This is a genomic window from Rhodoblastus sp. (assembly GCF_019449565.1).
GTDB lineage: Bacteria > Pseudomonadota > Alphaproteobacteria > Rhizobiales > Beijerinckiaceae > Rhodoblastus.
In genome coordinates this window covers 42,873-54,822 of sequence record NZ_JAGRPM010000033.1, presented here as the reverse complement: position 1 = coordinate 54,822, position 11,950 = coordinate 42,873, and the positions used below count along the sequence as shown (strand labels likewise).

Here is an 11,950-nt window from a genome sequence, read left to right as displayed (position 1 = left end):
CGGCGACTGGGACGATGCTAGATTGTTGGTTAAATTGTCGGCTAGACTGTTGGAATCGCCCGTGCTCGCGGCGGCGCCCGATTTGAGCCGCGAGATGTGAAAGCCGCACTTGTCCCCAACGCTGAACGAACAGACGCCAGCCGAAGCCGATACCGCCGCCCCCGGGGCCGCTGCGGACCCGCGCGGCCATCGGTCGGGGCCTCAGGAGCGGCTTGACGCGGCGCGGCGTCGGCTGCGTGCCGCGCTGGAGGGGCTCGACGCCGCTGTGATCCGCCAGGCCGAGCGGGCGATCGAACAGGCTGACCAGACCGCCGAATATTCCGCCTTGCAGGATGATCGCTCCCGGCTGGCGCTGGAGGTCGACTCCGCCCTGAACCGCGTTCGGGCGCTGGAAGGCGCCAATGGCGAGGCCGCGCGGCGGATCGAACGCGCCGCGGCCGCCGTGCGCGCCGTGCTCGCCGCTGATTCAGGCGAGGAGGCTTAATGGCGCAAGCTGTCGTCATGATTGCGGGCCGCACCTATCGCATGAACTGCGACGAGGGCGAGGAAGCGCATATCGAATCGCTGGCGCGGCTGGTGGATTCCAAGATCGATGAATTGCGGGGCGCGTTCGGCGAGATCGGCGACCAGCGCATCACCGTGATGGCCGCGCTGACCGTCGCCGACGAACTCGTCACGACGCGCAAGAAGCTGGCGGCGGAAGCCGAGGCGACCGCCCGGGCGCGCGAGGAGACGGAGCAATTGCGCCTGCGACTGGACGAAAGCGCGGCATGGGCGGCGGCGGCGCTTGAAGACGCGGCGGCCGAGGTCGAGGCCGCGACTCGCGCGCTGAACGAAGAAGGCTCCTGACCGAGCGTCTATTCGCCGTCGGCGCTCTCGCCCTTTGACAAGGCGCGAATCTGCTCCATGTCGAACTGCGCCAGCATGACGATGGCGCGGGCGCGGTTATAGACCTTCAGCTTGCGCAGGATTTCGCCGACATGGGCCTTCACGGTCGTCTCGCTGATGCCGAGCTCATGCGCGATGACCTTGTTGGGCAGGCCCTCGGCGAGCAGCTCCAGCACCTTCTTCTGCCGCGCGGTGAGCCTGTTGAGGCGCGAGAGCAGGGAATCGCCCTCTTCGGGCGGCCCGCGATCCGGCGGCGCCAGCGCGCCGGACAGGGCGCGCATATGCCTGTTCAGCGGGTCGGTCATCAACGACGCCATCTTGCGCGCCGAGGCGAAAAATTCCGTGACGCGCTCATTGACGGTGTCGCGCTGACGCCGCGCCAACACAATCTGGCGGCTGGCGAGCTCGCCGGGCGTCTGGGCGGCGCCGAGAGCCTCGAACAAGTCGATCGTGGCGAGCGCGCTGTCATGAATCGAGCGCAGCGCCCGCGCCTGCAGATCCTCCAGCTCGGCCGCGAGCTTCACATTATTGCATTCGACGGATTCGGCAGCCTCCTCAACCGCCGTCTGCAACAGGCCGTAAGCCATGCGGACCTGACGGGCGAACAGGTTCGAGGTCGTATGCGGATCGTCGGCGACCGGACCGGGCAGCGGTTCACTCGAAAGCGCGCCATCGATATGCGACGCCGCCAGCAGATTCCGCCCTTGCGCGACCCGCGGGTTCCTACTGCGGCTGTCTTTGACGATGGGCATCGGGTGACCTTGAATTGACGTGAAAAGGGCGACCGGCAAAACGCCGCGGCGAGCTTCCATCATTCCAATGCTGCAATGCAGCATTTCAACAGGAAGCGGCTATTGTACTTTCTTACGTCCTCGTCGCGCGGCCTTAAATTTTCCCTCGATTTCGTTCCCCCTGAGCAGACGCGGCAGGCGACTGACGCCTCCGGCCCTCGAAAAATTCATGAAAAGAATATAGTGCCGATGAGGCCCCATTCCAACGCTCCCGAAAGGACAGCTCGTGGCGGAAGATCTCCTGGTCAAAAAACAGCGTTTCGAGCTTCCCGAATTGCGCACGGTCGGCGGCGCGACGATCCGCGATGTCGCGGTGGGCTATGAGACCTATGGCGCGCTTAATGAAGCGCGCGACAACGCCATTCTCGTCGCGCATTATTTTTCGGGCAGCAGCCATGCGGCAGGCCGCTATCGCGCCGACGACCCCCTGCCCGGCTATTGGGATTCGATCATTGGCCCGGGCAAGGCGGTGGATACGGACCGCTATTTCGTCATCGCCTCCGACACCTTGGTCAATTTCAACGCCAACGACCCCAATGTCGTCACCACCGGGCCGGCGAGCCTCGACCCCGCTACGGGCCATCCCTATGGCCTGAGCTTCCCCGCTGTCGCCATCGCCGATTTCGTGCGCGTGCAGAAGGCTCTGGTCGATTCTTTCGGCATCAGGCGGCTTCACGCGGTGATGGGCCCCTCAATGGGCGGGCTGCAGACCTTCGAATGGGCGGCCTCCTACCCGGATTTCATGGAGCGTATCATTCCGGTGATCGCCGCTCCCAGCTTCAACGGCTGGCTGACCGGCTGGCTGTCGATGTGGACTCAGCCGATCCGGCTCGATCCCGACTGGCGCGGCGGCGCCTATTACGACGGGATTCCGCCGCGCGCCGGACTCGAAGCCGCGATGCGGATCATGACCCTGCACGCCCTGCACAGCGAATGGGCCGACACAGCAGGCGGCCGCGCCGTCGCGGAAGGCGCCGATCCGGGCGATATCGCCTCGACGCCCTTCGCCATCGACAAGACGCTGGAAGAGGCCGTGCGGGCGCGGGCGCCGATGGCCGACGCCAACCACATGCTCTATCTGGCCCGCGCCAACCAGACCTATATCCCCGGCGCCGGGGCCGGCGCGGCGAGCGTCGCCGATGGCCTTGCGCGGATCAGGGCGCCGACGCTTCTGATCTACGCGCCAGACGATCTGGTCTTCCTGCCCGAATGGGTAGAGGCGACGGCTGAAACCCTGCGCGCCGGCGGCATCGCGGTCGAAACAGCCAAGCTCGCCGGCCCCTACGGCCATTACAATGGCATCATGCGCATCGCCGACGCCGGCGCCCAGATCGCCGCTTTCCTCGCGCGGCAGATTTAGGCCATAATCGGGCCGGCTCACGCCCGATGGAGCCGCAATTTCGATTTCCAGCGCGGGGCGCATTCGCAATGAACAAGAAAAACAAGATGGCCCCGATGGATCCAAGCGTAGGGACGCCCGATGAAAGCGGCGCCGCCAAGAAGCAGACAACGCCGAAGAAGCGGGCGGCCGGCGCGGCGACGCGCAGCGCGAAAAAGGCCGCCGCCAAGAAGAGCGTCGTCAAGAAAGGAGCAGCAAAGAAGGCCGCCGCCAAGAAGCGTTCGTCGGGCGGCCTGAACCTGTCCCTTCCGCTCGCCAAGGCGCGCAAGCTCGCCGGCGATCTTTACGAGGCGGCGGGGCTCGCTTTGTGGACGGAAGCGATCGCATCCGCCGAAGAGCCGAAGAAATCCGGGCTCGTCCAGCTCCAGGACTCGATCTGCGACGCCGCTGATTTCCTGCGCGAAGCCAAGGCGTCCAACCCCCAGCGTCTTCACCTGTTCTGGGTCGCCTGCCTCGACCGCCACGGACTGCCCTCCACCAAGCCGCGCTTCGTCACGGCGGCGACCGAGGAAGAGGCGCTGGCGATCTGGCGCGAGGCGTTCAAGGGCGAATATGGCCGCCGCCGACCCCACGCCTGGCCGGTTCCTGAGCTGGCGTCCGCCCCGGGCGTGCATGACTGACGCGCGGCGGCGTTTCCGCGCCAAAGCTTGCCGATCCGGGGCGAAGCCCCTAATAGCATTTCTCCTTGACCGCGTCATCGCGGTCAAGGAATCCCTCGCATAAGCCAAAAGGGCGTCGCAAGACGCCCGTCTTGCGACGGGCTATTGGGCGCAGTCGCGCCTAACCAGGGCTCACAGCCTTGCGCCTGTAAGTCCTGGTATAAGAGGGCGAGCGAAAGAAACGACCGGGGCCGTCAATCGATGATCTTTCTGGAGAAGGCGCGCGGGCGGGACAATAATTTCAACCTGATCCGCGTCGTGGCGGCCTTCACCGTCCTGTTCATTCATAGCCGCGCGTTGCTTGGGCTCGAACCCGTTGGCGATCCGCTTTACCCGCGCCTGGTCGAACTCGGCGGCGCGGCCGTGGACGTGTTTTTCTTCACCAGCGGCTTTCTCATCGCCGGCAGCCTGTTTTCGCGCGCCAATATTTTCGATTTCGTCTGGGCGCGCTTCATGCGGGTGTTCCCCGGGCTGTGGGCGATGCTGCTGATCACAGTGACCAGCCTTGGCCTTTTCGTCGGAACCCTGCCGGCGTCCGAGTTCTTCGCCTCGCCCATCACCCATGATTACTTTTGGCGCTGCGCGACGCTCATCAACGGAATCCGCTTCAAATTGCCGGGGGTGTTCGAAGGCAATCCCTTCGGAGCCGGCGTCAATGGCTCGCTCTGGACGCTGCCGGTCGAGTGGCGGCTCTATGAATATATGGCGGCGGCCTGGGTTCTCTTCGCGATCAAGCCGTCCTGGCGCCCCGCCGCATTTCGCTTTGGCGCGCCGCTCGCAGCGCTCATCCTGACGGTGGTCGCCTTCACCAAGATCGAAATTCACAACGGGCGCGAGAATATTGAAGCGCCGATGGCGATGTTTTTCTTTGGCGCCGCTTGCTATTTCTGGCGCGGCCATGTGCGGCTTTCCTATTTCCGGCTTGCCGCGCTGGCCGCCGCGCTCGGCCTCGCGGCGCTCAACCGGCATGCCTTCCTCGCTGTTTACATGCTAACGCTCGGCCCGATCGTGCTGCACATGGCCTATCTCTTCGCCGGGCCGGTTCGCGCCTATAATCGCCTCGGCGACTATTCCTATGGCGTCTATATCTACGCCTTTCCTATCCAGCAAAGCCTGGTCGCTCTGGTCCCCGGCCTGACGCTGACGGCTATGAATCTCTATGCCTGCGCCCTGAGCCTGACCTGCGCCGTTCTCTCGTGGCGGCTGGTGGAAAAGCCGGCGCTGGCCGCGAAACTCATTCCCGCGCAAGCGACCGAGCGCCTGTTCGAACGGCTCCGCTTCGAGTTTCTCGAATGGCGCCGCCGCCGCACGGCCTGATCGCGCGTTGGCGCAACGGCGCGCACGGGCCTATATGGGAAGATGAAATTTCCCCTCCAGCCCAAAGGCAGGGATGCGCGACTTATCCGCCGACAGGAACGACGAAACAAAGGGTCCCCGCCTCGGGCCGGTGCTGATCCGGCTCTGGCCCTATATCTGGCCGCGCGAACGCGTTGATTTGCGCCTGCGCATTTTCGCATCGCTGGCGCTGCTGACGCTCGCCAAGCTGGCGACAGTCGCCGTCCCCTTCGCCTTCAAATGGGCGACCGACGCGCTGGTGGCCCTGCATGCGGGCGAGGCGTCCGGCCTGTCGCTGCTCGCCGCGCCGCTCGCCCTCACGTTGCTTTACGGCGCCTTGCGCGTTGTCATGGCGGGGTTGACGCAGGCGCGCGACGCGGTGTTCGCGGACGTGGCGATGAACGCCGTGCGCCGTCTCGCCGTGGATGTCTTCGTGCATTTGCACGCCTTGTCGATGCGGTTTCATCTCGAACGCAAGACCGGCGCGCTGACCCGCGTGCTGGAGCGCGGCCGCAACGCCATCGAGACGCTGACGCGGATGGTCACGCTCAATGGCGTGCCGACGGCGCTCGAATTCGCCCTCATCCTCGGCGTCATGCTCTTCCAGTTCGACTGGCGCTACGCCGCGATCACGACCGGGACCATCGCCGCCTATCTCGCCTATACGGCGGCGGCGACGAATTGGCGCATCGGCATCCGCCGCTCGATGAACGAGAGCGACTCCGACGCCAACGCCAAGGCGATCGACTCCCTGCTCAATTACGAGACCGTCAAATATTTTGGCGCGGAACAGCGCGAGAGCGCGCGCTACGACCGCTCGATGGAGCGTTACGAGCGCAACAGCGTCAGAAGCTATGTCTCGCTGGCGGTGCTGAATTTCGGCCAGGCCTTCATCTTCACGCTCGGCATGGTCGCGATCATGTCTTTATGTGTGATCGGCATCAGCGAAGGCCGCAACAGCGTCGGCGATTTCGTGATGCTCAACGCCATGCTCATCCAGCTCTATCAGCCGCTCAATTTCATGGGCATGCTCTATCGCGAGGTCAAGCAGGCGATTATCGACATCGACATGATGTTCGACATTCTCGAACAGCCCAACGAGATTTCGCAAGCGCCCGACGCGCCCGCCCTGATCGTCAAGGCCGGCGCCCTGCGGTTCGAGAATGTGCATTTTGCCTATGACCCCGCGCGGGAGATCCTGCGCGGCGTCGATTTCGAGGTTCCAGCCGGCCGTACGCTCGCCATTGTCGGCGCCTCGGGCGCCGGCAAGTCTACCATCTCGCGACTGATCTTCCGCTTCTTCGACCCGCAGCAGGGCCGCATCCTGATCGACGGCCAGGACATCGCCAAGGTCTCGCTGGCGTCCCTGCGGTCGAAGCTCGGCATGGTCCCTCAGGACAATGTGCTGTTCAATGACAGCGTCCGCTACAACATCCTTTATGGCCGGCCCGACGCGACGGAAGCCGAAATGCGGGCCGCCGCCACGCAAGCGCAGATCGACGCCTTCATTGAAAGCGCGCCCGGCGGCTATGAGGCGCAGGTCGGCGAACGCGGCCTGAAGCTCTCGGGCGGCGAGAAACAGCGCGTCGCCATCGCCCGGACGCTGCTGAAAGCGCCGCCCATTCTGGTGCTGGACGAAGCGACCAGCGCGCTCGACACGTTCACCGAACGCGAAATTCAGGGCGCGCTGGACGAAGCCTCGCGCGGGCGCACCACCATCGTCATCGCCCACCGCCTCTCGACCGTGGTCAACGCCGACGAAATCCTGGTGCTCGACAAGGGCCGTGTGATCGAACGCGGCGGGCATGAGAGCCTGCTGGCGGCGGATGGCGCCTATGCGGCCCTGTGGCGGAGGCAGGCGCGCGAGGAAGAGGAACTTTCCGCCTCGCCGCGCGAAATGGCGCCCATGGCGGATTCCGAAGAGGATTCGCTGCGCCGCGACCGCGACGAAGCCCTGCTGCGGGCGTCTGAGATTTAGGTCAGGCCAGCCAGCGCCGCGCAAAGGTCCCAAGCTGCGCCAGCGCCCTACGGCCGGGCTCAAGCCGCGCGTTCCACAACGGCCACGCATGGATCATCTGCGGCCAGATTTCGAGCGTGACCGCATTTCCCGCCGCGCCCGCCGCTTCGGCCAGACGGGTCGAATCCGCCAGCAAGGTCTCGTCCGAGCCGACCTGGATCAGGAGCGGCGGCAACCCGCTCAAATCGGCGAATAGCGGCGAGATGCGTGGGTCCTTGCGGTTCGCGCCTGCCGGAGCATAGGCCTGCGCGAGTTCTTCGAGATAGGCCTTGTGAATCAGCGGATCGACCGCGTCCTTCCTGGCCATGGTATCGCCGGACATGGTGAGATCCGTCCAGGGCGAGGCGAGCCAGGCGCAGGCCGGCGCGTCTTCGCCGGCGTCGCGCAAATGTTGCAGCAGCGCCAGCGTGAGGCCGCCGCCCGCGCTGTCGCCGCCAACGACGATCTTGCCGGCGGCGATACCCTGCTTGCGCAGATAATTCCACGCCGCGATCGCGTCCTCGCAAGCAGCGGGAAAGGGATGTTCCGGCGCCAGCCGATAGCCGATCGCCAGCGTGCGCAAGCCACAGGCGCGGCCGGCTTCGGTGACCATGCGGCGATGGCTCAGGATCGAACCGGAGCAATAGCCGCCGCCATGAAAATAAAGCAGGATTCCGGAAGGATCGGCGGCGGGGACGCTCGAAAACTCGCCGGGAATTCCGCCGATTTCGACGCTCTCGAGCCTGACGTCGTCGGCGACGGGCCAGACCGAGCCGACCTCGTCGAGGCGCAGCCGCCTTTGCTCCCAGCCGACCGGACGGGGCTTAGCCCCCAACAAGGCGCGTATGGCGTCGATTTCGCTCTGCGCCATCGGTCCTGCTCCGGATGTTGCGGCGTACTTGCGACCTGAAATATTAGCGTCGCGCCGCCCGCGTCAATGCGCGCGGGCGATGCAGAAATCGACTGTATCGAGCAGCGCCCGTTTCCAGGGCGAATCGGGAAAGAGCCCGAGGGCGTCGCGCGCCATGGCGCCGTAATGGCGGGCGCGCTCGACCGTGTCTTCCAGTGCGCGGTGCTTCTTCATGGTCGCCAGCGCGGTTTCAAGGTCGCCCTCGGCGATCTCGCCCTGCTCCAGCACGCGCTTCCAGAAAGCGCGCTCGCTTTCCGAGCCGCGCCGGAAGGACAGCACTACCGGCAAGGTGATCTTGCCCTCGCGGAAATCGTCGCCGACATTCTTGCCCAGCTTGGCGGACTGGCCGCCATAATCCAGCGCGTCGTCAACGAGCTGAAAGGCTACGCCGAGATTCATGCCATAGGCGCGGCAGGCCTCGATTTCCGCCTTGGGGCGGTTGGCGACGGTCGGCCCAACCTCGGCGGCAGCGGCGAAAAGCTCGGCGGTCTTGGCGCGAATCACGGCAAGATAGGCGTCTTCCGTCGTTTCCGTGTCCTTGGCGGCGGAAAGCTGCATTACTTCGCCTTCCGCGATCACGGTGGCGGCCACCGAGAGCACGTCGAGACAGGCGAGCGAGCCGACTTCGACCATCATGCGGAAGGCCTGGCCGAGCAGGAAGTCGCCGACCAGAACGCTGGCCTCATTGCCCCAGAGCATGCGAGCCGCGAGCTTGCCTCGCCGCATGTCGCTCTGGTCCACGACGTCGTCATGGAGCAGGGTCGCGGTGTGCATGAATTCGACCGCGGCGGCGAGCCTGATGTGGCCTTCGCCCTTATAGCCGCACAGGCCCGCGCCCGCGAGCGTCAGCATGGGCCGCAGGCGCTTGCCGCCCGAAGAAATGAGATGATTGGCGACTTCGGGGATCATCGCGACATCCGAGCCGGTGCGCGAGAGAATGGTTTGATTGACCCGGTTCATATCCGAGGCGACCAGGGCGACGAGATTCTCCAGCCCGGATTCGCTGGTTTTCTCGTCGAAAGGTATGACCAGACCCAAAGCGCGCCCCTTTTTATATAGCGGCGCGACCATAGAGCGGCGGAAGCAAAAGGAAAAGTCGCTTTTTGGCCACACAAGTTACGAAAGCCCGCGCCGCGGCCCGCATTGCCAGCCCTTTGCCACGGCCTTACAGTTTCTCTCGTCCTCGCCGAGCCCAAAACATGATCGAACTGCTGCGCACGAATGACATCGTGCTGATCTCCGCCGTCGAGGCCCTTTTGCGCGACGCTGGCGTCTATTTTTTCATCGCCGACCAGAACATGAGCGTGATGGAAGGGTCGCTGGGCTTCCTCCCGCGCCGCTTCGTCGTGCCCGAGGATCAGGCGGACCGGGCGCGGCGGCTGCTGCGGGAGGCGGGCTTTGGCGGCGAATTGTCTCAACCCTGAGCCGGACCGCCTGTTCGGCGGCAGGCTGGCCTTGCATCAACCGGCGCGCGGCCATCGCGTCGGCACGGACGCCGTGCTGCTCGCCGCCGCCGCGCCGGATGTTCCGCGCGGGCTGATTGTCGATGTCGGCGCCGGCGTCGGCGCGGTCGGCCTCGCTCTGGCGCAGGTCAATCCGGGCGCGGAGGTGGCGCTGATGGAGAAGAACGCGCCCGCCGCCGCTTTGGCGCGTGAAAATGTCACGCTCAACGGCTTGGCGACCCGCGCCCGCGTGATCGAGGCCAATCTGTTTGACGTTTCGGCGCGCAAGGCCGAGGGGCTGGTCGAGGCGGCGGAACTGGTCGTCACCAATCCGCCCTTTCTCACCGCCGGCGAGGCGCGGCAGTCGCCCGATTCCGACCGCGCCATGGCGCATGTGCTGGACGAGGGCGGCGTGGAAAAATGGCTGCGCGCCAGCCTGGCGCTCCTGCGCCCAGGTGGAACCCTGGTCGCGATTCATCGCGCCGACGCGCTGGAGGCTCTGCTCGCGGCTTTGTCGGGGCGGCTCGGCGAATTGCGCGTCCTGCCCATCTTTCCAAAACAGGGGGAGAGCGCCGTGCGCGTGATCCTGCGGGGCCGGAAGGGATCGAAGGCGCCCCTCGCTTTGCTGCCGGGCCTGGTCCTGCACGGCCCGGACGGGCGCTTCACGGCTCTGGCGGAAGATATCCACCGGACGGGGCGGCGCTTGTTCGAGGGCTGAATCAAAAACCGGCCCGAAGGCCGGTTTGAAACGTCGTGAACGCAAACCCTCACCGAAAGCCTTACTGATAGCAATAGCGGACCCGGCGCCAACGCCAGCCATATCGCGTCTGAACCTGCACGCGGCGCAGGAAGCACTGGTTGTAAACCGGAGCGGCATAATAGCCGTTGTCCCAGCCGTTATCCCAACCGCCGCCCCAGCCCGGCCCCCAGCCGCCGCCCCAGCCCCAGCCGAATACAGGCGCCGCCACTACGGGAGCGCCCCAACCCCAGCCGCCATTCCAGGCGCCGCCACGCCAGCCGCCATTCCAGCCAGGACGGCCTGCCCAACCGCCGCCATGCCAGCCGCCCGGGCGACCCGCCCAGCCGCCGCCGCGAAAGCCGCCGCCGCCGAAACCGCCGCCACGGAACCCGCCGCCGTGAAAGCCACCGCCGCCATGGAAAGCGAAGGCGGGTTCGGAAAGGACAAGCGCGCCAGCGGAGATCGCCGCCACCGCCGCCGTCTTGAAGAAACCATTGGAAAACGCCATGGCGAAACCTCCTGGAAATAGATGTGCGAAATCCTAATCCTTCGCCCCTGAACCAATGCTGAACGCAATGGCCACGCTTTCGTTCCCGGGACAAGGTTTCGCTTCGCTGAACCCACGGACTCAGTTAACGGAAATCGCCCAGGGCTTTCGCCCACTGACAGCGCAACGTTGGCCCACTCTCGACGTTCCGGAATGAGCAAAATTTTAGAAACCGGCGCCGGGCCGGCTCGTGTTGACCCGCATTGCCCCTCCCTTTAGGTTGCGCCCGCCAGCCCAAGTGAGACAGGACTGACGAGCCCAGACCGACGAGCCCAGCCGCGTGATGACCCACTCCGAAGCGACCATCCAATCCCTCGACCCGAAGAAGAGCTTTCAGGGCCTGATCCTGACCTTGCAGAATTTCTGGGCCCGGAAAGGCGCGGTGATTCTCCAGCCCTATGACATGGAAGTCGGCGCCGGCACGTTCCATCCCGCCACGACCCTGCGTTCGCTCGGAAAAAAGCCTTGGAAGGCCGCCTATGTGCAGCCCTCGCGCCGCCCCAAGGACGGGCGCTATGGCGAAAACCCCAACCGCCTCCAGCATTATTACCAATACCAGGTCATCCTGAAGCCGAGCCCCGATAATCTTCAGGAGCTTTACCTGGAGTCGCTCGCGGCCATCGGCGTCGACGCCGCCCTGCACGACATCCGCTTCGTCGAGGACGATTGGGAAAGCCCGACGCTCGGCGCCTGGGGGCTGGGCTGGGAATGCTGGTGCGACGGCATGGAAGTATCGCAATTCACCTATTTCCAGCAGGTCGCGGGCGTGGAATGCGCGCCGGTCTCGGGCGAACTGACCTATGGGCTTGAACGCCTCGCCATGTATGTACAGGGCGTCGAAAACGTCTATGACCTGAATTTCAATGGCCTCGACGGCGACGAGCGCATCACCTATGGCGACGTCTTCCTGCAGGCCGAGCAGGAATATTCGCGCCATAATTTCGAGGCCGCGAATGTCGAAAAGCTGTTCGGCGATTTTTCGCGCGCCGAGGCAGAATGTAAGGCTTTGCTGGCCTTTGGCGAACAGGGTGACGACGAACATCACAAGATGGTTCTGCCGGCCTATGACCAGTGCATCAAGGCGAGCCACGCCTTCAACCTGCTCGATGCGCGCGGCGTGATCTCCGTGACCGAGCGGCAAAGCTATATTTTGCGCGTCCGCGAACTGGCCAAGGCCTGCGGCGCCGCCTGGATGAAAACCGAAGGCGCGGGAGTTTAAGACTTTCCCGCCCGCCTTTCCCTCT

At 65.1% G+C, this 11,950-nt stretch carries 13 protein-coding genes; 9 read left to right on the top strand and 4 right to left on the bottom strand.

Translation table 11 applies throughout. The annotated features are described in order from the left end of the window. The first annotated feature begins 109 nt into the window (after positions 1 to 109). Positions 110 to 484, top strand: coding sequence for a DUF4164 family protein (locus tag QZ409_RS08240; RefSeq protein ID WP_296709226.1), 375 nt, complete (start codon positions 110 to 112; stop codon positions 482 to 484). Further along, the gene (locus QZ409_RS08235) at positions 484 to 849 is read left to right on the top strand and encodes a cell division protein ZapA (RefSeq protein ID WP_296709225.1); all 366 of its coding nucleotides are present in this window, start codon (positions 484 to 486) and stop codon (positions 847 to 849) included. The genes QZ409_RS08240 and QZ409_RS08235 overlap by 1 nt, the downstream gene beginning before the upstream one ends. 8 nt (positions 850 to 857) lie before the next feature. Here the strand turns inward: QZ409_RS08235 and QZ409_RS08230 are convergent, their stop codons facing one another. Beyond that, a complete protein-coding gene (locus QZ409_RS08230; RefSeq protein WP_296709223.1) occupies positions 858 to 1,640 on the bottom strand; it encodes a LuxR C-terminal-related transcriptional regulator in 783 nt (260 codons plus the stop codon). 265 nt (positions 1,641 to 1,905) lie between these two features. Between QZ409_RS08230 and QZ409_RS08225 the strand changes: the two genes are divergently transcribed. The 4 genes from QZ409_RS08225 to QZ409_RS08210 all read left to right on the top strand — a co-directional run bounded on the left by QZ409_RS08225 (position 1,906) and on the right by QZ409_RS08210 (position 7,050). After that, on the top strand, positions 1,906 to 3,039 hold the full coding sequence (locus QZ409_RS08225; protein WP_296709220.1) for a homoserine O-acetyltransferase: 1,134 nt from the start codon (positions 1,906 to 1,908) through the stop codon (positions 3,037 to 3,039). Positions 3,040 to 3,107: 68 nt separating this feature from the next. Next, positions 3,108 to 3,698: a hypothetical protein gene (locus tag QZ409_RS08220; RefSeq protein WP_296709218.1), complete on the top strand. Its 591-nt coding sequence runs from the start codon at positions 3,108 to 3,110 to the stop codon at positions 3,696 to 3,698. Between the two features lie 240 nt (positions 3,699 to 3,938). Next, entirely contained in the window at positions 3,939 to 5,054 is a 1,116-nt protein-coding gene (locus QZ409_RS08215; RefSeq protein WP_296709215.1) for an acyltransferase, read from the top strand. Positions 5,055 to 5,127: 73 nt separating this feature from the next. Continuing rightward, positions 5,128 to 7,050, top strand: a complete 1,923-nt coding sequence (locus QZ409_RS08210) for an ABC transporter ATP-binding protein/permease (protein ID WP_296709213.1) — start codon at positions 5,128 to 5,130, stop codon at positions 7,048 to 7,050. 1 nt (position 7,051) lies between these two features. Here the strand turns inward: QZ409_RS08210 and QZ409_RS08205 are convergent, their stop codons facing one another. After that, positions 7,052 to 7,939 carry an alpha/beta hydrolase gene (locus QZ409_RS08205; protein ID WP_296709212.1) on the bottom strand — a complete coding sequence of 296 codons (888 nt, stop codon included), beginning with the start codon at positions 7,937 to 7,939 and terminating at the stop codon, positions 7,052 to 7,054. 63 nt (positions 7,940 to 8,002) lie between these two features. Continuing rightward, positions 8,003 to 9,016 carry a polyprenyl synthetase family protein gene (locus QZ409_RS08200; RefSeq protein ID WP_296709210.1) on the bottom strand — a complete coding sequence of 338 codons (1,014 nt, stop codon included), beginning with the start codon at positions 9,014 to 9,016 and terminating at the stop codon, positions 8,003 to 8,005. A 161-nt stretch (positions 9,017 to 9,177) separates the two neighbouring features. Here QZ409_RS08200 and QZ409_RS08195 point away from each other — a divergent pair, with 161 nt between their 5' ends. Both QZ409_RS08195 and QZ409_RS08190 read left to right on the top strand, forming a co-directional pair. Beyond that, complete coding sequence (locus QZ409_RS08195; protein ID WP_296709208.1) at positions 9,178 to 9,402, top strand: DUF2007 domain-containing protein; 225 nt, start codon at positions 9,178 to 9,180, stop codon at positions 9,400 to 9,402. Then, complete coding sequence (locus QZ409_RS08190) at positions 9,377 to 10,138, top strand: methyltransferase (protein WP_296709206.1); 762 nt, start codon at positions 9,377 to 9,379, stop codon at positions 10,136 to 10,138. Before QZ409_RS08195 ends, QZ409_RS08190 begins: the two co-directional genes overlap by 26 nt. Positions 10,139 to 10,199: 61 nt before the next feature. Here QZ409_RS08190 and QZ409_RS08185 read toward each other — a convergent pair whose 3' ends face one another. Continuing rightward, a complete protein-coding gene (locus QZ409_RS08185) occupies positions 10,200 to 10,667 on the bottom strand; it encodes a hypothetical protein (protein ID WP_296709204.1) in 468 nt (155 codons plus the stop codon). 322 nt (positions 10,668 to 10,989) lie between these two features. Between QZ409_RS08185 and QZ409_RS08180 the strand changes: the two genes are divergently transcribed. Continuing rightward, positions 10,990 to 11,925 (top strand): glycine--tRNA ligase subunit alpha, encoded by a 936-nt coding sequence (locus QZ409_RS08180; protein ID WP_296709202.1) that lies wholly within the window; start codon positions 10,990 to 10,992, stop codon positions 11,923 to 11,925. Positions 11,926 to 11,950 lie beyond the last annotated feature (25 nt).